The 25,255-nt window shown below is 52.9% G+C and carries 25 protein-coding genes and 1 pseudogene; 11 read left to right on the top strand and 15 right to left on the bottom strand.

Going from position 1 to position 25,255, the window contains the following annotated elements:
* Positions 1-37: 37 nt before the first annotated feature.
* The 7 genes from ompL to yihU form a co-directional block, all read right to left on the bottom strand.
* Positions 38-724 carry a porin OmpL gene (gene ompL, locus ACVCAM_RS21680; RefSeq protein ID WP_032637905.1) on the bottom strand — a complete coding sequence of 229 codons (687 nt, stop codon included), beginning with the start codon at positions 722-724 and terminating at the stop codon, positions 38-40.
* A gap of 74 nt (positions 725-798) precedes the next feature.
* Complete coding sequence (locus ACVCAM_RS21675; RefSeq protein ID WP_059363872.1) at positions 799-2,223, bottom strand: MFS transporter; 1,425 nt, start codon at positions 2,221-2,223, stop codon at positions 799-801.
* Between the two features lie 43 nt (positions 2,224-2,266).
* On the bottom strand, positions 2,267-3,649 hold the full coding sequence (locus ACVCAM_RS21670) for an MFS transporter (RefSeq protein WP_059363874.1): 1,383 nt from the start codon (positions 3,647-3,649) through the stop codon (positions 2,267-2,269).
* Between the two features lie 45 nt (positions 3,650-3,694).
* A complete protein-coding gene (locus tag ACVCAM_RS21665; protein ID WP_045371986.1) occupies positions 3,695-5,719 on the bottom strand; it encodes an alpha-glucosidase in 2,025 nt (674 codons plus the stop codon).
* A 16-nt stretch (positions 5,720-5,735) separates the two neighbouring features.
* Positions 5,736-6,977, bottom strand: coding sequence for a sulfoquinovose isomerase (yihS, locus tag ACVCAM_RS21660; RefSeq protein WP_021242782.1), 1,242 nt, complete (start codon positions 6,975-6,977; stop codon positions 5,736-5,738).
* 15 nt (positions 6,978-6,992) lie between these two features.
* Entirely contained in the window at positions 6,993-7,868 is an 876-nt protein-coding gene (gene yihT, locus ACVCAM_RS21655) for a sulfofructosephosphate aldolase (protein ID WP_447093665.1), read from the bottom strand.
* Positions 7,869-7,885: 17 nt separating this feature from the next.
* Positions 7,886-8,776 (bottom strand): sulfolactaldehyde 3-reductase, encoded by an 891-nt coding sequence (gene yihU, locus ACVCAM_RS21650; RefSeq protein WP_023293618.1) that lies wholly within the window; start codon positions 8,774-8,776, stop codon positions 7,886-7,888.
* A 155-nt stretch (positions 8,777-8,931) separates the two neighbouring features.
* Here yihU and ACVCAM_RS21645 point away from each other — a divergent pair, with 155 nt between their 5' ends.
* Together ACVCAM_RS21645 and ACVCAM_RS21640 are read left to right on the top strand one after the other, a co-directional pair.
* Positions 8,932-9,828, top strand: coding sequence for a sugar kinase (locus ACVCAM_RS21645; RefSeq protein ID WP_126349281.1), 897 nt, complete (start codon positions 8,932-8,934; stop codon positions 9,826-9,828).
* A 34-nt stretch (positions 9,829-9,862) separates the two neighbouring features.
* Complete coding sequence (locus ACVCAM_RS21640; RefSeq protein WP_021242785.1) at positions 9,863-10,657, top strand: DeoR/GlpR family DNA-binding transcription regulator; 795 nt, start codon at positions 9,863-9,865, stop codon at positions 10,655-10,657.
* 40 nt (positions 10,658-10,697) lie between these two features.
* Here ACVCAM_RS21640 and ACVCAM_RS21635 read toward each other — a convergent pair whose 3' ends face one another.
* Both ACVCAM_RS21635 and ACVCAM_RS21630 read right to left on the bottom strand, forming a co-directional pair.
* The gene (locus ACVCAM_RS21635) at positions 10,698-13,571 is read right to left on the bottom strand and encodes an autotransporter outer membrane beta-barrel domain-containing protein (RefSeq protein WP_407223760.1); all 2,874 of its coding nucleotides are present in this window, start codon (positions 13,569-13,571) and stop codon (positions 10,698-10,700) included.
* 71 nt (positions 13,572-13,642) lie between these two features.
* A complete protein-coding gene (locus ACVCAM_RS21630; RefSeq protein ID WP_023326338.1) occupies positions 13,643-14,260 on the bottom strand; it encodes a hypothetical protein in 618 nt (205 codons plus the stop codon).
* A 546-nt stretch (positions 14,261-14,806) separates the two neighbouring features.
* On the opposite strand from ACVCAM_RS21630, the gene ACVCAM_RS21625 reads away from it, so the two are divergent.
* The 6 genes from ACVCAM_RS21625 (at position 14,807) to fabY (ending at position 19,000) form a co-directional block, all read left to right on the top strand.
* Positions 14,807-15,550 (top strand): winged helix-turn-helix domain-containing protein, encoded by a 744-nt coding sequence (locus ACVCAM_RS21625; RefSeq protein WP_407223758.1) that lies wholly within the window; start codon positions 14,807-14,809, stop codon positions 15,548-15,550.
* Positions 15,514-16,017 carry a hypothetical protein gene (locus ACVCAM_RS21620; RefSeq protein ID WP_407223756.1) on the top strand — a complete coding sequence of 168 codons (504 nt, stop codon included), beginning with the start codon at positions 15,514-15,516 and terminating at the stop codon, positions 16,015-16,017. Before ACVCAM_RS21625 ends, ACVCAM_RS21620 begins: the two co-directional genes overlap by 37 nt.
* An 88-nt stretch (positions 16,018-16,105) precedes the next feature.
* Entirely contained in the window at positions 16,106-16,705 is a 600-nt protein-coding gene (yihX, locus tag ACVCAM_RS21615; RefSeq protein WP_008501839.1) for a glucose-1-phosphatase, read from the top strand.
* Complete coding sequence (locus ACVCAM_RS21610) at positions 16,699-17,580, top strand: virulence factor BrkB family protein (protein ID WP_039265628.1); 882 nt, start codon at positions 16,699-16,701, stop codon at positions 17,578-17,580. Before yihX ends, ACVCAM_RS21610 begins: the two co-directional genes overlap by 7 nt.
* The gene (gene dtd / locus ACVCAM_RS21605; protein WP_008501836.1) at positions 17,577-18,014 is read left to right on the top strand and encodes a D-aminoacyl-tRNA deacylase; all 438 of its coding nucleotides are present in this window, start codon (positions 17,577-17,579) and stop codon (positions 18,012-18,014) included. Before ACVCAM_RS21610 ends, dtd begins: the two co-directional genes overlap by 4 nt.
* A 44-nt stretch (positions 18,015-18,058) precedes the next feature.
* On the top strand, positions 18,059-19,000 hold the full coding sequence (fabY, locus tag ACVCAM_RS21600; RefSeq protein WP_023326334.1) for a fatty acid biosynthesis protein FabY: 942 nt from the start codon (positions 18,059-18,061) through the stop codon (positions 18,998-19,000).
* A gap of 8 nt (positions 19,001-19,008) precedes the next feature.
* On the opposite strand, the gene ACVCAM_RS21595 is transcribed toward fabY, so the two are convergent.
* The gene (locus tag ACVCAM_RS21595; RefSeq protein ID WP_126349277.1) at positions 19,009-19,929 is read right to left on the bottom strand and encodes an alpha/beta hydrolase; all 921 of its coding nucleotides are present in this window, start codon (positions 19,927-19,929) and stop codon (positions 19,009-19,011) included.
* Between the two features lie 536 nt (positions 19,930-20,465).
* Between ACVCAM_RS21595 and ACVCAM_RS21590 the strand changes: the two are divergent.
* Positions 20,466-20,944: pseudogene (locus tag ACVCAM_RS21590) on the top strand (SymE family type I addiction module toxin).
* Here ACVCAM_RS21590 and ACVCAM_RS21585 read toward each other — a convergent pair.
* The 3 genes from ACVCAM_RS21585 to ACVCAM_RS21575 form a co-directional block, all read right to left on the bottom strand.
* Positions 20,931-21,371, bottom strand: a complete 441-nt coding sequence (locus tag ACVCAM_RS21585; RefSeq protein ID WP_259282058.1) for a hypothetical protein — start codon at positions 21,369-21,371, stop codon at positions 20,931-20,933. The pseudogene ACVCAM_RS21590 and the gene ACVCAM_RS21585 sit on opposite strands and share 14 nt — an antisense overlap.
* Before the next feature lie 223 nt (positions 21,372-21,594).
* Positions 21,595-22,155, bottom strand: a complete 561-nt coding sequence (locus ACVCAM_RS21580) for an Ail/Lom family outer membrane beta-barrel protein (protein WP_199557916.1) — start codon at positions 22,153-22,155, stop codon at positions 21,595-21,597.
* A 36-nt stretch (positions 22,156-22,191) separates the two neighbouring features.
* The gene (locus ACVCAM_RS21575) at positions 22,192-22,872 is read right to left on the bottom strand and encodes a hypothetical protein (protein ID WP_348581925.1); all 681 of its coding nucleotides are present in this window, start codon (positions 22,870-22,872) and stop codon (positions 22,192-22,194) included.
* Between the two features lie 507 nt (positions 22,873-23,379).
* On the opposite strand from ACVCAM_RS21575, the gene ACVCAM_RS21570 reads away from it, so the two are divergent.
* Both ACVCAM_RS21570 and ACVCAM_RS21565 read left to right on the top strand, forming a co-directional pair.
* Positions 23,380-23,835, top strand: a complete 456-nt coding sequence (locus tag ACVCAM_RS21570) for a SymE family type I addiction module toxin (RefSeq protein ID WP_348581927.1) — start codon at positions 23,380-23,382, stop codon at positions 23,833-23,835.
* 562 nt (positions 23,836-24,397) lie between these two features.
* Positions 24,398-24,697 carry a SymE family type I addiction module toxin gene (locus ACVCAM_RS21565; RefSeq protein ID WP_074165573.1) on the top strand — a complete coding sequence of 100 codons (300 nt, stop codon included), beginning with the start codon at positions 24,398-24,400 and terminating at the stop codon, positions 24,695-24,697.
* 34 nt (positions 24,698-24,731) lie between these two features.
* On the opposite strand, the gene ACVCAM_RS21560 is transcribed toward ACVCAM_RS21565, so the two are convergent.
* Positions 24,732-24,986 carry a hypothetical protein gene (locus ACVCAM_RS21560; protein ID WP_063448628.1) on the bottom strand — a complete coding sequence of 85 codons (255 nt, stop codon included), beginning with the start codon at positions 24,984-24,986 and terminating at the stop codon, positions 24,732-24,734.
* The coding region (locus ACVCAM_RS21555) for a hypothetical protein (protein WP_447093664.1) at positions 24,973-25,255 on the bottom strand (283 nt) is incomplete at its 5' end. The genes ACVCAM_RS21555 and ACVCAM_RS21560, both read right to left, overlap by 14 nt.

The raw sequence follows: 25,255 nt of genomic DNA, 5'->3' as shown, positions 1-25,255 counted from the left end.
AACGAAAAAGCCGCTGAGCGATCAGCGGCTTTTTTTATTAGAACGAATACCGTAGCCCTAAACGGATCCGGTACTGCTCCCGGTTGTAATCATTCCATCTGTCCAGCCACTGCAGTTCGAGGTACGGCAGCCAGTTTCTGTCGATCTTATAGCTAAACTTATTGGTAATTTCCCAGTGATGGTCTTTGCCATTTTTGCTGTGGTAGTCATTCACCCGCTGGAAAAAGTGCGGTTCAAAGGTGTAGAAAAATGCATCCGTTACTTTGAAATTCCAGTAGTTGGCAAATTCGTGCGTGTCGTTTTTATCCATCTGCCCGTTATAGTCCGGCGTATCGTAGTTGTTATGGTTATAGCGATAGCGGAACGTCAGATTAAACCAGTCTGTAAATTTGTAGTTGGTATCTAAATACACCGCGCCACCCGAACCGGCGCTGCTGTCGTTAATCAACCCGCCGGGCTGGAAGGTGAGTTTATCGGTCGGCTTAAAGAGCGGATACCACCCCTCGATTTCGTTATAGCTGTGCTTAAGTTCATCCCATTTACCCACGTTATAGGCGTTGGTGAACATCAGTCCCGCGCCCATATCGAAGTTATAGCCCGCACGCAGGATCACCTCGTGCATCTCTGAGGCCGTATTGTAGGCTTCACGCGTTTCGACATAGGCTCCGGCAAATACCGGGCAGGACACAGACGACACGATCAGTACAGTGATGATTCTTTTCATAATTTGTCCATGTATCAGGTACAGAAAGGCCTCCCTCCTGATAAACAGGAAGGACATAGTGGCCGGATTTATTGTTATAAAGTGACTGCTGACGCTTTATTGTTGGCGGTTATCTCAGGGGTATTCGCGGTTTGTTTCTTCCGTTTTCCAATCTCCTCGATAATAAAGGCGAAGCGCGCTTCGTTGAGTTTATAAAACAGCCCCATGGTCACGGCAGCAACAATCGCCAGGCCGCACGGCCAGAGGAAAATCAGCTGACGCAACCCAAGCAGCGTGCCCGCGCTCTGCACGGCATGGGGAACGTAGCCAATCTGGGTCAGCATGATGCCGGGCAGGAAACCGGCGAGCGCGGCGGAGATTTTGCGCGAGAAGGTATAGCCGGTATACACCGACCCTTCGGCGCGAATGCCGGTTTTCCACTCGCCGTAATCGACGGTATCCGGCACCAGCGCCCAGTTCAGACTGTTCACAAACGCCGTGCCGAAGAAGGCCATGCAGGAAAACAGCACGAACAGCAGGGAGCTGGTCCCCCAGAAGAAATTCAGCACGTCGCCCACCGCCCACAGCGCCAGCCCGCCCAGATAGACCGGTTTCTTGCCAAAGCGCTTTACCGCGCCGGGCACCAGAAACACGCCAATCAGAATGCAGCCCATGCTGAAAAAGCCCATCCACGACAGCAGATGCAGATCGTTCAGCACGTACTGGGTGTAATAGACCTGAATCGCCAGCTTGATGTTAAACGCGGCGAGAGTGCACAGGTTGGCGATGCACAGCACCAGCAGCGGCGGATTGCGGAAAATCGCGCAGAATGATTTCAGAATGCCGGGCTTATGGTGATCGGGCGTAAGCTCGACGTAGCGTTCTTTCACCCCGCTGTAGCACCACCACATGCAGAACAGGCCGCCGGTAACGAACACCAGCGCGGCCACCAGATAGCCGAGTGAGGGCTGGTGGACGAACAGCGCCTGAATGGGCATAAAGCCGACGGTGCAGAGCAACAGCCCCACCGTAGCGCCGCCCTGACGCCACGCCGCAAGCTGCGCGCGCTCGTTCGGGTTTTTGGTGATGGCCGGGACCATCGCACCGTAGGCGCAGTTCATCAGGCTATAGCAGAGGCCAAACATCATGAAGAGCACGGTGGCGAGAGCCGTTTTCACCGTCAGGCTAAAGTCGTTGGCCATAAACTGCGCCGTCGCCACCAGCGCCACCGGAACGGAGGCGTAAAGAATGAACGGCCTGAATTTTCCCCGCGCGCCGATGTTACGTCGGGAGTCCAGCAGCACCCCGGTCAGCATGTCGGTAAAGGCGGTGAAAAACTTCGCGACGAGGAAAATAATGCCGCCGTAGAACGCCGGCATGCCCAGTTCATCGGTGTAAAACTTCAGCAGATACAGCGTGCCAATACACAGCATCAGGTTCGAGCCAAAATCGCCCATCCCGTAGGCGCACTTCTCTCGCAGGCTCAATTTGAGGGTTAACGGATCAGTATTATGTGTCATGGTCGATCCTCAAAGCGCCCCTCAGGGCGCTCAATCACGTCATTTATGCCGTACGTTTGCGCAGTTCGATCTCTTCGACGATGCGCACATACATCTTCTCGTTGAGGTTGTAGAAGCAGCCCATCGCCACGATGGTGATGACCGCCAGCAGGCTCGGGTAGATAAATATCAGCTGCCGCAGCCCTTCAACCGTGCCACTGGATTGCACCACGTTGGGCACATAGCCGATCTGCGTGAGCATGATCCCCGGGAAGAAGCCCGCCAGCGCCTGGGAGACCTTCCTGAAGAAGGTAAAACCGGTATAGACCGTCCCCTCTGAGCGCACGCCGGTGCGCCACTCGCCGTACTCCACGGTATCGGACACCAGCGCCCAGTTCAGGCTGTTCACAAACGCGGAGCCGAAGAACGCCAGGCAGGAGAACGCCACAAAGCTCACCGAGCCGCCGCCGAAGAAGTAGTTGAGCAGATCGCCCGCCACCCAAATCATCAGCCCGCTGATGTAGACCTTTTTCTTGCCGAAGCGCCGCACCGCGCCGGGCATCATAAAGACGCCGATAAAAATGCAGCCCATGCTGAAGAAGCCCATGTACGACAGCAGGATCGGGTCGTTCAGCACGTACTGCGTGTAGTAGACCTGAATGGCGAGTTTGACGTTAAAGGCGCCCAGCGTGCACAGGTTGGCGATGCACAGGATAAACAGCGGACGGTTCCCGGCGATGGCGCGAAACGACTGCAGCAGCCCCGGTTTTTGCGCCGGATTAGCGGGCTGCGCCTCGACGTAGCGTTCGGTCACCCCCTTGTAGCACCACCACATAAAAAACAGTCCGAACAGCGAGAAGAGGGTGGCGGCAAAGATATAGCCAAGCTGGTCATTGCCTTCAATCAGGTTCATCACCGGAACAAAACCCACGGTACAGAGCAGCAGGCCCAGCGTAGCGCCGCCCTGGCGCCAGGCGGCCAGCGAGGCGCGCTCGTCCGGGTTTTTGGTAATGGCGGGCACCATCGCGCCGTAGGAGCAGTTCATCATGCTGAAGAACAGGCCGTACAGCATGAACAGCACCGTCGCCATCACCGTTTTACCGGTGATTTCAAACGGCGTGCCAACGAAGTTGGCAATCGCCAGTAAGGTCACCGGGAACGCCGCATAGAGCACGAACGGGCGGAATTTCCCTTTCGGGCCGATCCTGCGCCGGGAGTCGAGCATGATCCCGGTGCCCATATCGGTGAAGGCGGTAAAGAACTTCGCAATCAGGAAGATAATTCCGCCGTAGGTGCCCGGCAGGCCCAGCACGTCGGTGTAAAACTTCAGCAGATAAAGCGTGCCGATATCCAGCAGGATGTTTGAGCCGAGATCGCCCATCCCGTAGGCGAGTTTTTCTTTAAACGGCAGGCGTAGGGTTGCCGGATCGGAAGTATGTTGACTCATTATTGTTCTCCGTCTGCCCGCAGGTTGCCCCGCGGGCGAGCCTTATCAGATATGACGTAAGGTGCTAAACAGATCTGCCCATTCGCTGTGCTGGCGGTAGAAGACCGGCGGCTTGCCGAGCGGGGCATCTACGGTCACGTCACCGCCCCGGCAGATTTCCCCGGTCCACGCATTCACCCAGCTGTCCTGCGGCAGATAGAGCGACCAGTCGCGGCGCCCCTCTTCATGAACCGGCGCCACCAGCAGATCGCGGCCAAACAGGTACTGGTATTTCAGCGTGTAGGCGCGCGCGTCGTCTTCATAGTGCAGGAACAGCGGGCGCATCACCGGCAGGCCGCTTTTCGCGTTCTGCGCGACCGCGGCTTTGATGTACGGCTTCAGGGTGGTGAAGACGGTGGTCATGCGCGCGAAGTGCGCGATGGTTTCCGCGTCGCCGTCGAACTGCCAGTTATCGCCTGGACGGTTGCCCTCATGGGTACGCATCATCGGCGTAAAGGCGCTGAAGTCGCACCAGCGCAGCAGCAGCTCCTTGCTGCGCTTCATCTCGAACAGGGTCGTATAGCCGCCGATGTCGCTGTGGTGCAGGCCGTGCCCGGTCATCGCCAGCGACAGCGCCGCAGGGATGACGGACGCCAGACCGTCGTCCAGGCTCCAGTCGACGTTCTGATCTCCCGCCCACATCATCACCGAGTGCTTCTGGCTGCCGGTATAGCCCGCGCGCATGAAGAACAGGATCTCGCCGAGCTTGCCGGTCTCCTGAAGCGCCTCGTAGTTACATTTGGCCCACAGGGCAGGCCAGGCGTTATGCATGATCTCCGCGCTCACGCCGTTATGCAGGAAGGTGTCGGTCGGCAGGTACTCCCCGAAATCGGCCATCCAGCCGCCGCAGCCCAGTTCGATCAGGTTCTTTTTAATGACCTCTTTGTACCAGTCGTAGGCTGCCGGGTTGGTCAGGTCGATAACGCCCGCGTAGAACTCGCCGAACTCGACGTGGTAGTCCTCGCCGTTGGCGTTTTTGGTCAGATAGCCGCGTTTCGCGGCCTCTTCGCAGAGATCTTTATCGCTGGCGACGTACGGGTTGATATAGGAGAGGAACTGCACGCCTTCCTCTTTCCACTTCGCAATCCGCGCATCAAGCTGCGGATAGAGCGCGCTGTTCCACTTCCAGTTCCACATCACGCGCTTGCCGAAGGAGGTCATGCGAATGCCGGACCAGTCCTGCGCCCAGATGCCGTTGACCTTCACGCCGCCCTCGCGCATGGCGTCGAGCTTCTGCTGACACACCTCGGTGCCGCCCTGAATGCCCAGCGTCACGCCGTCGTACACCCAGTCCGGCAGCTCCGGCTGACGCCCCAGCAGGCCGGTCAGTTTTTCCAGCAGATCGACGTAGGTTTCTGCGCATTCGAAGCGCAGCGTGGCGTTATCTTCCCAGAACGCCAGCTCGTGGAAATCCGGCGCGCTGAAGTCGAAGTTCATATAACAGCTGTTATCCACGTGGCAGTAGTACTTCTGGGTGCTCACGAAGGTAGGCTGCGGGAAGAAGGTCCAGTAGTAGTCGCCGCCCGCGTTCTCTTTGCAGTCGGCCTGCCAGGTGACGTAGGTCTGCTTATTGCGGCCCACGCCCTGCTCGCTGGTCCACAGCGGGAACGGCTTGCCGCGCAGGTCGAAGTACGAGAACTGCTCGCCGCAGCCGTAGATATGATCTTCCGGCTGAGCTGCCAGCCGCAGCCAGATGCGGTTATGGCTGGCGGCGTCATTTTTCAGCTTCAGCTCCAGACGGCCTTCCGCATCCACGCCCACCAGCAGCGTCGCGCTTACCGCATCGCCGCGGGTAAAGCGGATCGCCCAGCCCGCGTTTTGCTGCGTGACGGTCGCGTCCGTCAGGGCAATCTTTTCGTTGAGCTTGTCTTTGATGCTGAAGTTGCCGCGAAACATCTCGATATCCGCCTCGCCTGCGCCAATCCACAGGCAAGGGGCATCCGCGGTGTGGGATAAAATCAGACGGTCCTGCCAGCGCAGGGTGAAGCCACTTTCGTTATTTTTCAGGTCAATATTGTGTAGGGTACGCATAAACACTCCGTCTTAATTATTTGGCCTGGCTATCCAGTAATCCGGCGGCGACGGCAGGGGCTAAGCCCGGTGCCAGCGGCAGGCGGGGGATCACCAGGCAGTGCAGCAGGTGGTAAATATCCTGCTTGCCGTCCCAGACTTTGGTCGTCACTTCGTTGTTGGTGTCCAGCTCCTGCCACCAGGATCCGTTCTCATAATCCATCAGGTATTTGATGCAGTAATCCCACCACTTCTGATACCAGGCTTCGTACTGCGCTTCGCCGGTCACGGTATAGAGGGCATAGGCCGTACCCATCGCCTCGACGATTGGCCAGCGCACGCGTTCGCGGACGATTGGCTTGCCGTCCCAGCCCACGGAATAGACAAACCCGTCGGCGCCGTCGGGTGCCCAGGCGTCGCGGATGGTGGCGTGGAACAGGCCTTTTGCATCTTCCAGCAGCCACTCCGGCGGGGTTTCAAAGCGCGCTTCCAGCGCGGCGCGCAGGTGCAGCATCAGGCGGCCCCACTCGATCCAGTGCCCCGGCGTGCCGCCGTAGGCGCGGAAGCGGTGGGCGGGATTATCAATGTTGTAGTCGCGGATCGGGTTCCAGCTGGTGTCGAAATGCTCGTTAACGCGGTACTCCCCTTTGCGCGCCACGTCGTGAATAATCACCGAGGCGATGCGCAGGGCGCGGTCGAGCCATTTACGGTCGTGGGTCACGTCATAGACGATGAGGAAAGCTTCCACGGCGTGCATGTTGGCGTTACCGCCGCGATAGTCTTCCGTTTTGCTGAAGGCTTCATCCCAGGACTCCAGGCACATCTGCTCCTGTTCGCTCCAGAAGTAGCGCTCAATCACCTCGATGGCATCGTCCAGCAACTTACGTGCCTGCGGGTGACCCGTGGTCACGGCGCTCGCCGCGCCCAGCAGAACGAAGAAGTGCTGATAGCCCTGCTTGGAGGCGTCAATGACGCCTTCATCGTTTACGCAGGCGTACCAGCCGCCGTGCTGCTTGTCGCGCAGCGGACCGTTGAGGGCATTAATGCCGTGCTCAACCAGGGCATACGCGCCGGGGCGCCCCATGTTCGCCGCCACCGCGTAAACGTGCAGCATACGTGCGGTGATCCACAGATGCGTGCCCATATCGCTGCGCACCTGCCCGTTATTGCCCAGCCAGCCAAAGCCGGTCGGTACGGCGGCGTTTTTACCGAAATCGAGAATGCGGTCGGTCTCTTGTTCGAGCCAGCGGTTATGGCTCAGGGTGTTAAACCATTTCATGTTCGGGGTCCTTTCTTAACGGCGAGCCATCATTTCGTCGACGATCTCACCCAGACGCTGAAGTTTGGGGACGGAGATATCACGCAGCATCAGCTCGGTGTCCGGCAGGCCAATCACAGAGGACCAGACGGCGCGACCGGCTAAAAAGCCCGATGCCCCCGCCTGCATGGCGACGCTGACGGCGCGCGGGAAGAGCTTATCGTCCACGCCGGACGAGAGGATCACCCACGGCATGGCGATGTTCTCGTTCAGCTTTTGCGAGGCCGCCAGCAGCGCCTGCTGCGTGCCCTTGCCAAACAGCGGCATCTCCACTTTGTAGAGGTCGGCACCGCTGTCGCCAAGCTCTTTGGCCGCGTCGATAATCGCCTGTTCGCGGTTAAACACGGCACCGCGACGTGGCGGACGCACCACCGGCTCGATAATGCTCAGCAGACCGTTATCGTGGCAGAGCGTATTGAACGCTTTCACCATCTCCAGGCGCTGCTGCGGATCTTCATCGCTGCGCCACAGCACCAGCAGCTTGAGCGCCTTGCCGCCATCGCGTTTGACCGCCTGCGCGTCGACGTTCTTGTCGATCGCCACGCTGTCGACCGGAATACCGTTCCCCAGAATAAATTCGTCGGCGGCCACAATCATCGCGCAGCTGTTGGCCACGGCCTGCTGCTCGACAATCTGGCGATAGCAGAACTGCTGGTCGACGAGAATGGCAGAGGCGTACGGCGACAGAATTTTTGCCGCGTTGACCTTAAAATCGGTCAGGTGCTGGTCGGTTACCGGCACCGGCGCGCCTGCAGCAGCAAACATCAGGCGCATCGCTTCGCGCTGATCCACGGCCAGCATCGCAAAACCGCCGGAAGGTCGGGTGATATCTTTCAGGGTGTATATCGTCATTCCTCAGTCCTTTCGTATCAGTGTGTTTTTTTCAGCCCGGCAGATGCGCGAACCTGTTCAAGAATGGCCGTCCAGTCTTCGCGCCCGCGCCCGGCGGCGCGTGCCTGGTTGTAAACTTCGCGGGAAGCCGCGCCCAGCGGCATCGGAACGTGGAGCTGGTTGGCCACGTCGAGGGCGATCCCCAGATCTTTATGCGCAAGATCGATCATGAAGGCGGGAGAAAGATCCCCTTTCAGCACCTTGTTCGGCCAGGATGTCGTGAAGTGGCCTTTACCCGCAGGCGTACCGCTCATGACCTTGAGCGCCACGTCAAAGGAGAGGCCAAGCGCTTCGCACAGCACGGCGGCCTCGGCGGAAAGGGCGTTCAGGGCAATGCTCATGTAGTTATTGATAAGCTTCACGCGGATGCCCATGCCTGGCCCGCCGGCGTTAATCAGCTCATTGCCCATCGCCATTAAGACCGGGGTGGCGCGCTCAACCTGCTGCGCCGTGCCGCCTGCCAGCAGGAGCAGCGTGCCGGCGATGGCATGGTCAGAGGTGCGCCCGACTGGCACGTCCATCAGGCTGAAGCCACGCTCAGCCATGTCGCGGATCAGCGCGTCGGTTTGCAGCGGGTGAATGGTGGACATATCAATGACCAGCGCGTCGCGGGATAACCCTTCGCACACGCCGTGCTCGCCGAACAGGACGCTGCGTACCAGGTCGCCGTTTGGCAGCATGGTGATGACGAATTCCGCGTCCGTTGCTGCCTGCGCGGGCGTTGCCGCCGCCCGAGCGCCGCTTTCAACCAGCGCCTGAATCGCCTGCGGGTTTACGTCAAAGACGTTAAGCTGGTGACCTTGTTTCAACAGATTCTTCGCCATTGGCGCGCCCATCTGTCCTAAGCCGATAAATGCGATTGCTGACATGCCTTTCTCCTGTCACATCGTGTCAATTTTTGCGCGTTTATGTTGTCTGTTTTTGATCGTATTTGTAATTTATAGTCAAAAAATTGACACGGGTCACTTTTTAAACAATTGGTGAAATTAAAATGAAGGCATCAGAAATCGCAGAAGGAATCACCATGACTCGCATCGTTTGTGTCGGCATTACCGTGCTGGATCGCATCTGGTATCTCGATGATTTACCAAAGGAAGGTGGGAAATATGTCGCAAAAGACTATACGGAGGTGGGCGGCGGCCCGGCGGCAACGGCGGCAGTGGCGGCGGCGAAACTGGGCGCGGAAGTGGATTTTATTGGCCGGGTGGGTGATGACGATACCGGCAGACGGCTGCTCGCGGAGCTGGAATCCCTGGGGGTGAAGACCCGCTACACGCGCGTGTTTAAGGGTGCCCGATCGTCACAATCGGCGGTGCTGGTGGACGCAGGCGGAGAGCGCGTGATTGCCAACTACCCCAGCCCCGATCTCCCTGCGGCGGCAGACTGGCTGCATGAAATCGACTTCTCTCAATGGGATATTGTCTTAGCCGATGTGCGCTGGCATGACGGGGCAAAACAGGCATTTACCCTGGCCCGTCAGCAGGACGTTCCGACGTTGCTTGATGCGGATGTCACCCCGCAGGACATCGCGGAGCTGATCGCTTTAAGCGATCACGCGGCCTTCTCCGCGCCGGGGCTGCGGCACCTTACGCAGCGGGACGAAACAGAAAATTCCCTGAGAAAAGCACAAACGCTCACAAATGGACATGTGTATGTTACGCAGGGGCGAGACGGGTGCTTCTGGCTGGAAAACGGCGCATTGTGCCATCAGCCCGGCTTTGAGGTGAACGTGGTGGATACCACGGGGGCGGGCGACGTGTTCCACGGTGCGCTGGCGGTCAGCCTGGGGCAGCAATGGCCCGCCGCAGACGCCGTGCGTTTTGCCAGCGCCGTCGCAGCGCTGAAATGCACGAAGCCCGGTGGACGCGCGGGTATACCTGACTGTGATCAAACCCGCTCTTTTTTGTCACTTTTTGTATAAAATGCGGGGCGTGATGGTTTTCAGAGGACAGCCCATGAGCCTTACCGAACTGACCGGCAACCCGCGTCACGATCAGCTGCTGACGCTGATTGCCGATCGCGGCTATATGAACATTGATGAACTGGCGCAGCTGCTGGATGTCTCCACGCAAACCGTGCGCCGGGATATCCGTAAGCTCAGCGAGCAGGGGCTGATCACGCGTCATCATGGCGGGGCGGGCAGGGCATCCAGCGTGGTGAACACGGCGTTCGAGCAGCGTGAAGTCTCGCTTACCGAAGAGAAGCGGGCGATTGCCGAAGCCATTGCGGACTATATTCCCGATGGCTCGACTATTTTCATCACCATCGGCACGACCGTGGAGCACGTTGCCCGGGCGCTGCTCAACCATAACCACCTGCGCATTATCACCAACAGCCTGCGGGTGGCGCATATTCTGTATAAGAATCCGCGTTTTGAAGTGATGGTGCCAGGCGGCACGCTGCGCCCGCACAATGGCGGGATTATCGGGCCTGCGGCAACGGCGTTTGTGTCTGGTTTTCGGGCGGATTATCTCGTGACCAGCGTGGGGGCAATTGAGCACGACGGCGCGATGATGGAGTTTGACGTCAATGAAGCCAGCGTGGTGAAAACCATGATCGCCCACGCTCGCCACATTCTGCTCGCAGCCGATCATACGAAATTTACCGCATCCGCGGCGGTAGAGATTGGCAACGTAGCGCAGGCCACGGCACTCTTCACCGATGAGATGCCTGGCTCGGCTCTGCAAACTCACCTGAAATCCAGTAAGGTTGAAATCATCCTGGCCAGTACCAGCGATGATATTGCCTGAAGCAAAAAAAGCCGCTGAGCAAACAGCGGCTTAAATATTGTTATTTAAAGCTGTATTTCACCCCTAACATCCCCTGCGTATCGCTGTAGCCTTTATCGCCTATCTGCTGAGCCACGTTGCCCCATACGCTAAGCTGCGGCGTAATCTGCCCCTCTACGCCGGTCTTGAGTTCACCGATATTGCGCGAACCACGCATGTCATTGCTGACGTCATCCAAGCGGATACGCGTGGTCTGGGTGTTGTGGATCCAGTTCGCTTCGATAAACGGCTGGAAGGTGCGGGTTTTACCGTCGTCAATCGCGTTATGTCCGCTGATGTAGGCCTTCACGCCGAGATGTGTCATCAGGTTGCCCTGAGTCTCGTCTTTCACCCGCGTGCCGTTGCGCTCGCGATGATCGTCAGCCTGCACGTCCATCCAAACGGCCTGCGCTTTCGGCTGGATCCAGTAGCTGTTGCGGCTGCTTTCGCCCACCTTAACGCTATAGCCCGCTTCGACAGAGGCGGTCACGCCGCTGGAACGATAACTCTCAGTGGCCTGATCCTGTCCCATTACCTTATTGTCGAACCAGTTATACAGCACCCAGCTATCAACGTAGGTGCCACTTTTATCCGCCTCGTTTGCGTACCAGTTACCATACAGACCGACGCTATAGCCATTCACTTCACCGCGTGAATGGTATCCGGTCAGGCTGGAAGCGCTCCGGCTCTGGCTGTTGCCGTAGCCCGCCATCAGGCCGAGATGCCAACGGTCCAGGCCATCGGTGCTCCACTGGGCGACATCGCCACCCAGCTGCAGCACGTAGCGATTGGCAGTCGTTTTTAGCTGGCCGCTGCCGTCGTTAAAACGCGTATGACCGCCGACGTTACGCATCCACAGGCTCGTCACTTTCTGCTCGCCCGTAAGCATGTCGGTGTACTGCGTTTCACCCAGACGATCGTGCAGACGGGTCATAAACAGCGTATTGGCCGCATAGCTGTTTGCCAGATAGCTGCCAAATTCCGGGCGATACTGGTGCTCGCTTTTCGGTGGTGCGGCTGGGGGGACCGGCTCTTGCGGCGGGATCACCGGGTCAACGGGCGGATCTACCGGGTCCACCGGGTCCACTGGGTCAACAGGTGGATCTACGGGGTCGACCGGTGGGTCTACAGGATCAACGGGCTCGACCAGGCTGGTCAAAAACCAGTTTTTACCTTTTTGCACAACGTTATAGTCATAGCCCCCCGCCACGATACGGCTGGCTTTCTCAAACGTCCCCTCAGAGTTGCCGCCAACGCTGACAATTTCAATCCCTTCTACGGTTTGCGCGCCGGCACCGCCAATGTTGTTCACTTCCACCCCGGTATGACCGGAGGTGTTGCCTTCAACGATCAGTTTGTCCGTTTCCGAAGTGTCGTCAAACAGCACGGTATTGAAGACCAGCTTGCCGCCGTTGCCGATAAAATCATCCTTGATGGTCAGCGTTTGCCACGCCGCGTCCTCTGCATGCTGGAAATTAATCGTGCCGCCCGCATTCAGCGTCAGGCTGGTCAGCGTGGAGCTGTCGCGCAGATTCCAGACGGCATCATTCATCGTCAGTGCGATAGTACCGGTACCCGCGGCGTTGCTCTCAATGAAGGACGCTCCGTTCCACAGGGAGTTGTCATCCATAGTCAGCGTAATGGTACTGTTTTGTGCCGGAAGCGTGCTGGTGGCCGCGACGCCGCCTGCGGAAAGGATATCGCCGTTGAGGATGAACTTGCCTCCTGCGGACGCATCAATCACCCCGCCGTTACTGGCGTTCAGGGCATAGCTACCGCTGTCGCGCTGGCCTGCGGTGGTAATGGTTGCACCACCCGCGAGCGCTATCACGCCACGCGACCAGGCATACATCCCGTGCGGCGCCTGCGCGGAGCTGCTGGTTTTCTCGCTGCTGTTTACCGCAAGGGTGACGTTATCTCCCAGATTCACCGCACCGGTGTACGCGTAGACGCCATGCGCACTGGCACCGTTGGTCGTAATGGTGGCGCCTTCATCAAGGGTGATGGTTGACGAGCCGGTAGAATAAACCCCGGAGGCACTGGCCGCGTCGGTGGTTATCGTCGCGCTTTCGCCTAGCTCAATTTTTGACGCAGAGCCCGCGTACAGGCCATAGGCCGATGTGCCGTACGTTTCGATGGTCGCCTCATCGCCCAGCCGGACGTAAGAGCCGCTCTGGTTGGTACGAATTCCCTCAGCGTAAGTCCCGCGCGTCACAATATGCGCACGATCGCCGACGATAACGTTATTTTTTGCCTTTGAGGCATCATTCAGTGCATAAGCGCTAATCCCGCGCCCGGTGCTGCCCGTGGTTTCGATATAGAGATCGTCACCCACATAAATATTGGCGGAGCCGAGAGAACCCTGACTGAAGGAGCTATACCCGGCATTGATGCCGTCACCGCTTTGGCCATTAACGTAGATGTGGGTGCGGTCGCCGGTAATGATAAATACCGGGTTGGCCGGCGTGTTCATCCCGTGGGTACGAATACCGTCGACGTCTTTACCATTATTGGCAGCCACTTTTGACTGGGTGCGAATAGTCAGATCGTCACCAAATATCACCCCCGGGCTGCCGGACGTGGAGTTCTGAATAACGGTAACGGAATGCTCAAAGGCTTCCGCCCCAGGCCCTTCGAGGGTGATCCCATCTCCGTAAATCGGGATATTCCCCGGGCTGTACTGGTAGACATAGTTAGGATCGCCGGTATTTTTGCTAAAGTTCGCGTTTGCCGTTGCGGGTATCAGCGCCTGTATTTCTGCAGGCAAATCCGTTACCGCTCCGGAGGCAGGTAAATTAGCAAAATCTATTACCGCTGCATGTGCGGTAAATAGCGCTGACGTTAACGCCAGCGAAATCGCAGCGGCGACTGGTGAGTGTTTCATTAAATATGGCATGACTGCCCCCTTTCTTTCAGGCGTAGAACATCCTCCACACCATTAAATGTGGGTAGGTAAACCGGTTGAAATTACAAAATAGAAACGAGAATCTTATGAATACTGGTGCCTAACTTCCTCTCAAGTCGTATTTTATGAACATAAATTTTTTTAACATCAATGCCGTCTGATTTTATAATCTCCTGGAGGCACGCACCTGACAAAAATCTGTTCAGTAACGTAAATTCAACAGCGTTCAACATGCTGCCGCGTCTGCTATTTAACCGTCTCCCGGAGAAAAGATGGCTGATTTTTTCCTTTAATATAATGTCGTTATCATTCGAATAAATAATTCCCTTTATTTCACTGCGCTGCATGAAAAAATAATTGGCCAATGCTTCCAGCTTGCGGTCTGTGATAATCACGATGTTCATGTTAGTTCTCACCAGACGTTCAATCCATTGCGGATCGGCAAGTACGCGCAGGTTGCAAAACGAAAAGTCTACAAATATAAAGCCGCGTAATAAGTGATTCTTGTTTCCTTGCAATATTTTATTTTCTACTGCAATCTGCAGGAAATGGTTACCACCAGGCCAAACTGCGAATGAGGCATTTCCACAATATTGTGAACGTACTGCGTTATCTGGAAATAACTGACAGGACAATTCACAGCTCATACAGCGGACAACCTTATGCGACGATGTCATCATCCAGTCCACTCCTGTCTTATTTTCACTGTCAATATTTCACTGCCATCCAAATGTGTCAATCTTGAAACATATCCCGTGCCCCTCTCTTGTTTATGATAAATAGTGATGAAGAATATAAATTCCTGGTGATGTCTATTTTGTCAGGCCGTAGCCATAGCGAAAGGACATACTTTGGCCATCGTATTCCAGGACTATTCTTCAGCCCCTTAAGATTATTCGACAAAAAAATCCCGGAGGACGATTTACGAAATAGCACTAATAGCTAAAGATTCGTTTCTTAAATCGGCCGTAACGACAGTCTTTTCGCGACTTGGGGCTCAATATAATGAGTGGGGCGGGCGAAGTGTAATGAAATCTCATTATGTCGTTTTAGATGAGAGAAACCTAAGAAAACTGTTTTTTAAATGATTGAAAAACAATGTGTTATTTTTAATCTTAGTTGGGGTGGTATCGCGTCCTGATCCTTCTGACCTATACTGTTGTTAAATATACGTATATCTTTCTGGTGTATATAGTTAAGGGTTGTTATTGCTGAGGAAAGGAAAATTGTATCTTATTAACAAATTGGTCGAGTATGATCCAGAAAACAAAAACCTGGTAAATCATATTACCGGGCGCTCGATACAATTGCAGCTTCCTGCCAACCTCTGTTTTCTTTATCTCATCACCCATCCCGGAGAAATAATTTCGCAAAACCAGTTAATGGTGGTGGGATGGGGGGAGCGCAATGACGTCACTACGCCGAATACCTTTTACCAGGCTATTTTGACATTACGTAATGCCCTCGCTGAGGTGGGCTTACCGCGCGATACGGTAAAAACGATTTCGCGTCGCGGGCTTATGCTTTCCGAGGCTACCGAGGTTGAATTATTTGTCCCAACCGCTGAGCCAGTCATAGCCAATAAAGACGCGGTCGTTGCCAATCGCGCCGCGAGGCAGAGGCCAGCCTGGCTGATAATAACGACCGCAACGCTTTTGTTGATCGCGCTTATCAACGGGGGAATATTATATAAAAAGCACCAGAACATGCCGTTTAGCCACTATATTCCCCTTTCAACGGGCAGCACGACCCAGGCCTGCCAACTTTTTTATGCACCTAACGAGCATATTCAGGATCATTACGTGCGCCTGTTAAACAATAATCCCGGTCTGTGTGCCGAAAAACGATACGTTTTTCTCGTCGGCTATAGTAAAACGGAGCGAATCGCGGCGTTTGTCTGTAATAACGATGCGCGAAGGGACGCGACGGCGTTATGTACCACCCATTATTTTTGGGCGCACGAGAAATGATGGCTCTCCGGAACCGTATCATTTTGCTGGCGGCATTTCTGGCGGCCGCTATCACCAGTGGCTGGTTAGCTTATTCGCATTTATCGAGTACGCCGATACGCTGTACGGGAGATGTGGAATGGACGATTGGTAAAAACCGATTTGTGGGTACGGTTTCCTGGCGGATGCAGCATCGGGAGGGGGCTACGGTTATTAACGGTAAATTATTTGGTCAGACGGTTACTGAAGTTAATCGTACCATCTATTTTCACTACAGTGACCATGAGAACGCGCGCGTGTTAAATAACAATCGTATTGTTAAAACCTTTGCCGATAATGCGGATGAGGCTGATATCAACGCAACGCTACCGGGTTTTTACCGCACGCCGGGTAGAGAGCTGAGCCTGATGATCGATGAGTATCGGGGGGCCTGGATTTTTGCCGCGTCAAACGTCCCTTCGCTTTACTGTCGTAAAAACGCGCCGTAAAAATCGATCGCACACCTTAGACCGCATGCATAGTCAAATCTCTTTATTCCCGCTACAGTTACCTCTCCACGGCGAGCAGGAGATAAACATGCTTTATATCTTTGATTTAGGAAACGTCATCGTCGATATCGATTTTAATCGCGTGTTGGGTGCATGGAGCGATTTTAGCCGCGTGCCGCTGGCGACCTTAAAGCAGAACTTCGCGATGGGCGAGACCTTCCACCAGCATGAGCGCGGTGAAATCAGCGATGAAGCATTCGCTGAACGTTTCTGCCAGGAGATGGGGCTTTCGTTAAGCTATGAACAGTTTTCCCACGGCTGGCAGGCGGTATTTGTGGCGGTTCGCCCTGAGGTGATCGACATCATGCACAAACTGCGCGAGCAGGGGCATCGGGTCGTTGTGCTGTCAAACACCAACCGTCTGCACACCACGTTCTGGCCTGAGGAGTACCCTGAAGTTAAGGCGGCGGCGGATAAGATCTACCTCTCGCAGGAGATGGGGATGCGTAAGCCTGAAGCGCGAATTTATCAGGCTGTTCTGCAGGCAGAGGGATTCACCGCGGCCGATGCGGTCTTTTTCGACGACAACGCCGATAATATAGAGGGAGCTAACCAGTTGGGTATTACGTCAATTCTGGTGACCGGAAAAGAGACGATACCAGACTACTTTGCGAAGCAGCTATGCTAAAAACCGTTCATCAAAAAGCCACGCACCATACTCGCCCGCTGCGGGCCTGGCTGAAACTGCTCTGGCATCGGATTGATGAGGACAATATGACCACGCTGGCGGGTAACCTCGCCTACGTGTCGTTGCTCTCATTAGTGCCTCTGGTGGCAGTCATCTTTGCCCTGTTTTCCGCCTTTCCGATGTTTGCGGATGTCAGCCTGCAGCTTCGTCATTTTGTCTTCGCGAATTTCATTCCGGCAACCGGGGATGTCATCCAGAACTACATTGAGCAGTTTGTTGCTAACTCCAGCAAGATGACGGCAGTGGGGGCATGTGGTCTTATTATCACCGCGCTGCTGTTGATGTACGCCATCGATAACGCGCTGAACACGATCTGGCGGAGTAAAAAAGCGCGGCCAAAGGTCTATTCCTTTGCCGTGTACTGGATGATCCTCACGCTGGGGCCGCTGCTGGCCGGGGCGAGCCTCGCGATCAGTTCGTATCTGCTCTCCCTGCGCTGGGCGAGCGATTTAAACGGCGTGATTGATAATGTGCTTCGCATCTTTCCGTTGATCCTGTCGTGGCTCTCGTTCTGGCTGCTCTATAGCGTGGTGCCGACCACGCGCGTGCCCAACCGCGATGCGGTCGTGGGGGCGCTGGTGGCGGCGTTGCTCTTTGAGCTCGGTAAGAAAGGGTTTGCCCTTTACATCACCATGTTTCCGTCCTATCAGCTGATTTACGGCGTGCTGGCGGTGATCCCCATTTTGTTTGTCTGGGTCTACTGGACCTGGTGTATCGTCTTGCTTGGTGCTGAAATAACTGTCACTCTCGGTGTATACCGCGAACTTAAAAAAGCAGCAGAAGCTGAAAAACAACAAGAAGCAGACCAACCATGATTGCATTGATACAGCGCGTAACCCGTGCCAGCGTCACCGTGGAGGGAGAGGTGACGGGTGAAATTGGCCCAGGACTTTTGGTGTTGTTAGGTGTCGAAAAGGATGATGACGAACAAAAAGCCAACCGCTTGTGTGAGCGCGTGCTGGGCTACCGTATTTTCAGCGATGCGGAAGGCAAGATGAACCTGAACGTCCAGCAGGCGGGCGGCAGCGTGCTGGTGGTTTCCCAGTTTACGCTGGCAGCGGATACCGAGCGCGGCATGCGCCCGAGTTTCTCGAAAGGCGCCGCGCCGGATCGTGCAGAAGCACTTTACGAGTACTTTGTTGAGCGTTGTCGCCAGCAGGAAATGAATACGCAAACCGGACGATTCGCTGCAGATATGCAGGTATCGCTGGTGAACGATGGCCCCGTCACATTCTGGCTCCAGGTATGAGCATACTTACGGCATGGCCGCGGGTAACAAGAGAGAGTACAGCTATGTATCACCTTCGAGTACCGCAAACGGAAGAAGAGTTAGAAGCCTATTACCAGTTCCGCTGGGAAATGCTACGCAAGCCATTACATCAGCCAAAAGGCTCTGAGCGCGACGCCTGGGACGCGATGGCCCACCATCAGATGGTGATGGACGAAGAGGGCAACCTTGTGGCCGTCGGGCGTTTGTATATCAACGCCGATAACGAAGCGTCTATTCGCTTTATGGCGGTTCATCCCTCCGTGCAGGACAAAGGTCTGGGGACGCTAATGGCGATGACCCTGGAATCCGTCGCTCGCCAGGAAGGCGTTAAGCGCGTCACCTGTAGCGCCCGCGAAGATGCCGTAGAATTCTTCGCTAAACTCGGTTTTGTGAATCAGGGTGAAATCACAACCCCGCAAACCACCCCGATTCGTCATTTTTTGATGATCAAACCCATCGCCACGCTGGACGATATTCTGCATCGCGCCGACTGGTGCGGACAGCTGCAGCAGGCCTGGTATCAGCACATTCCGCTCAGCGAAAAAATGGGCGTACGCATTCAGCAGTACACCGGACAAAAATTTATTACCACCATGCCGGAAACCGGCAACCAGAATCCGCACCACACCCTGTTTGCCGGAAGTCTTTTCTCACTGGCCACGCTCACCGGCTGGGGGCTTATCTGGCTGATGCTGCGCGAGCGCCATCTGGGCGGGACCATCATTCTGGCCGATGCCCACATTCGCTATAGCGCGCCGATAAGCGGCAAGCCGACCGCCGTGGCCGATCTGGGATCACTGGGTGGCGATCTTGACCGTCTGGCACGCGGTCGCAAGGCGCGCGTACAAATGCAGGTCGAACTGTTTGGCGATAAAACGCCGGGCGCGGTGTTTGAAGGCACCTACATTGTTCTTCCGGCGAAGCCTTTTGGCGCGTATGAAGAGGGCGGGAACGAGGAGGAGTAATCTCCTGTTTACGCTCCCCGGGCGTGCTGAATCCGCCCGGCGATATCCCGCATAACATCTCGCGCTGATTGGCTAATTCCACCAAGCTGGAAGAAGCCATGTATTACTCCCAGCCATCGCTGAGCGGTACACGTCACTCCTTGCTCCGTGAGGCGTTGAAACAGCGCCTCTCCTTCATCGCATAACGGATCGTACTCAGCGGTAACGATATGGACAGCTGGCAGGCCGCTGAAGTCTTCTCGCCACAGCGGGCTAACCTCAGGATGCTTACGGTCGGCTCCAGCCAGATATATTTCATAGCCGCTCAGCAGGGTATCGCGAGTAATTACGTAATCCAGGCCGTTGAGGGTATAGCTTTCAAAACTGGCCGTGGCGTCGAGCATGGGGTAGATAAGAATAAGCTGTACAGGCTGCCAGAGCCCTTTAGCCTTAAGCCGCAGCGCCGTTACCAGCGCAAGATGTCCCCCCGCGCTGTCTCCACAAAGTGTAATCCGGTTTTTATCCACGCCCAGTTTGTCCGCATATTGCCAGACCAGATCTGCACCTCTTTCCGCATCGTCATGTGCGGCGGGGAAGGTATGCTCCGGCGCCAGCCTGTATTGAATCGCAACCACCCGGCAATTGCCGTAGCAGGCTAACTGACGGAGCTGGTTGTCATGGGTATCAAAGCCGCCGCTGATAAAGCATCCGCCGTGGTAGTAGATGGCAGCAGGCAATAGTTCAGGCGCATTGAGAGGTGAAAATACCCGAATAGTAAGACCCTCAAGAACAAGCGTCTCCACCTGAACGCGCGTTTCGGTCTCCCCGGCAAGCCCTGTGCTGGCAATATAGCCTGCTCGTCGCACCTCAATGCTCTGGCGACGTGACGAGGGCCGCCCTGCAGCGATAAATCCCTGAACCAGCTGTGCAATACCCTTTTCCAGCGCCATGAATAATCCCTTTTACTGTATGGATGAACAGTTTTATAGCCTGGTTTGATTCAAAAGAAAACAAGAATAGTGTTGAGGGCAACAACCTGGAAAGCGGCTCGCAAAGGCGAGTGCGGCTGTCACACTGCCCCCATGGCCCTCATTTTTGTCTGCAAGGTTTGAGGTGTTTTGTGCTGATATCAGGTCTGGAATCTGAACCACCGGATGATTAGCTGCACTGAAGTGGACCTGAAGATTATTTCCCGTCTGCATTTATTTCCCTGGATATATTCACTGAGGTTATTTTAAATGCAATATTACTGATGCCACTATTATTTTCTCGAGCCGCTTCGTATTTATTAAACATTCCCTTTAATACATCGCTGTGTTTTTATCCATAGCGGTATAATAGGCACAGGGAATTTCAGCGGCATGGGCTGTGAATAATATGTAATGAAAGTGAAAAGGTAAGTGCGCGGTATAAAGGTGTTGACGCACCGATATATCGCTAACCACAAACAACTAAAGAGGAGTTGATTATAGCTGAGAAGAATTCTATGCCAGAGTGGGCTATTGCCCAAACAGAAAATACAGTATTTGAGGGTGATAATGAAATCCGCGAGCCGGTGCACAAAAAAGATGCCCGTCGCCTCCATGGTAAGCGGACTGATGCTGCTCCTTTACATCCGAGAGCTGAAACGCCGCAGGACAGTTCAGCCTGTTGTGAGCTTTATTCCCGTATGGACAGAAATTACCTGCCCCTTAACGGGAAGTGGTTGTCGAATGCGGGTTTTATTGATGGTATGCCGGTGAAAATCCATGTGATGAAGGATTGCATCGTGATTACGCCACAGCATATGCGCGAGTTATGGGGTACCTGGAGGGTATGAGTGTGGTCACTATAAATAAGCAGAAAGTGGCGCAGTGGTTAAAGACATTTCCGGGAGCGATGAATATTGTTTTATCGCCTGGCTATTGTTTTTTCACTATACTCAACGAAGCTATCTTCACGAAGTGGAAAGCTATTTATAGATAAATTCATAATCTATAATATATGTCCCAATGTTGGTTGTATGAGCTGTTACCCATATATTATTCATTCCTGGCTTTCGCTGTTTAGCTAAATTGGATTTATTTGTACAGAGTTGGATCCAGCGATCGGTATGAAAATCTTTAAACCATAATCCTGCTTCGCAATGCCCAGATTTTCCCTGGGAGGGGCCAGGGAAGGATATTTCATAATCAGTCTGATATTGAATGGTTTCTCCTGGTAAAAGATAAGAGTAGACGTCATAAAAATTTAAGCTGCATGCAAAGCCGAAACAAAAACCGCCACAAAACATTTCAAGGACATGTTTTGATGTTTTATTCACAGGTCGAAAGTATGTTGCGCGACCACCACATATAAGACCAAGGACGGAGCCAACAGTTATGTATGTTGTAAATTCAGGTATGTCGCGCATTAATATTGACCGCATTGCGATACGTGTAGACCACCCCATATAACACAACCATAATGCCATAATAAGAAATATGATCACTACTATGTAATGGGTGCAGCTGTATTTAGAGTGTAACTGTCTAAACATCCGGAATTTTCGGCTCCGACATATGCATGATGAAAAGTATATGGAGTGCCCCTAATCTAGTATAAAACGCAAAAAAAGAGGCAACTCCCGTTATTACTTAGAACCGATAACCAATACCAACGTTAAAACAGTTGATAGAGTAGTTACCATCCATATCTGCTTGAGTGCCTTCGTAACCGATGTTAACGGGAATATTCTCCTGCAGATTAATAAGTACACCTGCTCCATAAGCGAAAGAGGTTGATTTTTCGGAGAGATCTTCACGCCCAATATAATCTGATGCAGAATCTTCCCATTTCGTCATGCCTGAAGCTTTGACATAAGCAAAACCACCAAGGGCGTATAAGGAGACGTACTCGTTAATTCGCCAGGCAGGGCCGACTAAAAAGGAGTAATATTTTACATCAGCATTGTTGGTTACGGCATCGTTTGCAACATAATAGCTATTCTTACCGTCGCCCTGCATATAGGTAAAGGAGCCAAGGATACTCAATGGGGAATCAAATTCATAACGGTACTGCAGGTTAGCGCCGCTAATATCATTGAAGTTTTGTACATCGCTTTGTGCATAGCCCAATGATACCGTGTGACTACTGGCAAGTGCTACGCTACTCATCGTAGAAACTGCCAGCAGTACAGCCAGAGAAATGTTTTTCATATACTTATTTCGTTAAGTTAATCGCTAAATAATTTTTTATTTATCTTCAATTACACCAGATGAATTTAATAACCCAACACCCTGATGGTAATTATTGGCATTTAATGAGAAAGCTTTTACCGTATTGTTACTGTTCATGATGAACTGCAGGGTGTTAAGTTTGATTTTTTTACTTCCTGCTAATGCTTCCACATATCCTCCGACATTCGGTATCCAGCCAAACTGGCTATTGCTGACATCGGCATACATATAAATGACTATCTGATTGCCTTCCTCATCAAACGCGTTGTCATTTGGCTTGCCGAATTTATTCTCGATCTCCTGAAGTGTTGTTTTTCCTGGCGTAACAAATGATTTTAACTCAGCGTCAGAGAGTTTACTGACGAAGCTGTAATTGGTACTGGTTTTATATCTCAGAACAGTATGCCTGGTGACCGTGTTTTTATCCGTCAATACGCTTAACACCGTTGTGTCCTGAGTAAATCCTGAACTCCAGGTACGGTACCAGTTTACAACTTTTTTATCCGGCCACGCGTTAATAAGCATGGCTTTATCACCGTAAATAGCCTGCAGATCGGAGTAAGTGCTTTTTCCATCGACGATTGTTCTTTTTATTTCAGCAACGTCTTTTCCAGCTAATGGACCTGCTTGTGGCAACATACTGCAGCCAGAAAGTCCAAGAAAAGTGACAAGCATTACGCAATATAAATATTTCATATAATATCCATTCAGGTTATATTTGTGCTTGCGACATCATGATGTATTGGTTGCAGACCGACTTGATGTTAACTTCCATTAATTTTCGAAACCATTTCTACAATATTTCCATTATAACAATAAGCAATTATATTTTCATTAGCTGGGTCGTTAATGGTGGTGGTTTTTTTCTGAAATATTTTTTTCTGGTTTAGCATTGGATGCAAAGGAACCTTGTGCCACCAGATTATTATCCACCTGCATCTCTTTGCCTGAATATATTCACTGAAATTATTTAAAAGAAAGCGTTCTGGTATCTTTACTATTTTTCCGAGCCGTTTCGCATTTATTAAAAATTCCCTTCAATACAACGCTGCGTTTTTATCCATAGCGGTATAATAGGCGCAGGGAATTTCAGCGGTATGGGCTGTAAACAATATGTAATGAAAATGAAGCGGTAAGTGCACGGTATAAAAGTGCGACAACACCTTTATACCGCTAACCACAAACAACTAGACGGAGTTGATTATGGCTGAGAAGAATTTTATGCCAGAGTGGGCTATTGCCCAAACAGAAAATGCAGTATTTGAGGGTGATAACGAAATCCGCGAGCCGGTGCACAAAAAAGATGCCCGTCGCCTCCATGGTAAGCGGACTGATGCGGCCCCTTTACATCCGAGAGCTGAAACACCGCAGGACAGTTCAGCCTGTTGTGAGCTTTATTCCCGTATGGACAGAGATTATCTGCCCCTTAACGGAAAGTGGTTGTCGAATGCAGGTATTATTGATGGCATGTCGGTGAAAATCCGTGTTATGAAGGATTGCATTGTGATTACGCCACAACATACACGCGAGTTATGGGGATGTCGTGAAGGTATGAGTGTGGTGAATATAAATATGCAGAAAGTGGCTAACTGGCTGAAGACGTTTCCTGGGGCGCTGAATGATACGGGGGATGTGCCTGTGATTAAGCGCGATAATTAACAGTTAAAAGACCGAACACGGCTCTATTACCGTGTTCGGTTATATCTATGCTATCGTCCAGATGTATTTTTAGAAAAGTAAGGGATGAAATATATACCTATACTACCTACTAATCCTCCCACATAACCAACCTTAATACTAATTTTTAGTATGTCAAAAAAAGGAATGTTAAAGCTTCGCATTTCGATTATATAAAATAAGCTGCGGCTAATAAAAACCCCAATGGCAACTATTGATATAACAAATGATATAGTGGCAATCAATTTGAAGAGATTAAGCATTATTTCTCCCCTTCTTTTAAGGGGGCGGCGGCTTTAGAGCTACCTTGACCTATGCTTTCAGTTGAGCCGGAAGCAATGATGTTCCCTATCACAGCCGGGCATGGAGCCAAAGGTAATGGTTTACTTATGCCCATTCCCATATCTACCCAATCATAGTTTTTCCATGCGGAATTAACCTATTTGTCTAATGAGATTGTAGCTGCCTTACCTATTCCATATTCTATACCAGCAGAACCACCACTTATGATTGCCCCCATTAAAGGGTCATCCTCTTTTAAATAATGAGATGTTGCTCCACCCGCTGCGAGTACTACAGCCGGGCCGTGCGTATTGCAATATTTTTGCGTGGCGCGTGGATAGCGCAGGCCGGATTTACCGACGGGATGCCGATCAGGATCCGGGTAATGCCGGACTGTATAATTATTACCACCCAGAACACCCGCGAGTTGTGGGGCTGCGCCGAAGGCTTAAGCGTCGTCGGTGTTAGCGTGCCAAAGATGAACCAGTGGCTTAAGGCCTGCCCCGGTGTGCTGAACGACACCGGCGATCAGCCATCGATCAGGCGCGGTAAAGGCTGGTAAAACGATCCCGGCACGGTGGCCGGGATTCTTTTGGTCATATTAAACCTAAAGATTCGGGTAAATCCCTAACATATTCTGATTTATCTCCTTGATATCCATTTGATAAATCAATAAAAATCTTAGCAAGATTGTTCCGTTCTTCATCACCTAACAACTGAAGTTCTGCTGCTATTTGTTCCATTGCTTCTACAGCAGCATCAGGATCAAGAAGCTCTTCGCTTGTAAACTCTAAGAAAATAGCCAGATCTGCAACGATCTTAGCTAATTTAACTTCGCTATTCTTTGACAATTTTCACCTCTATATTCTTGATCCCTAACTCATCAAACATCTTTTGAGCACGATTAGCCTGAGTCTGATTTGGCACTTCCCAGCGCCCTGTCATGCCACTATTTTTCAGTGCTTCTGATTGTCTCAGAGCTTGGTTTTTCGCTTTTTGAGTTGTCACTACAGAAATTTTTCTATCTATCATGACATTGTCATCCACTCCATCGAATCGAACCGGCTTGCTATTTCCATTAGCATCAATTCTATCAATGGTGGGAGCTTGACCTTTTTGG

Source organism: Enterobacter sp. CFEC122, assembly GCF_052983755.1.
The sequence above is the reverse complement of the archived record's forward strand: the minus strand, read 5'-3'. Positions and strand labels throughout refer to the sequence as shown.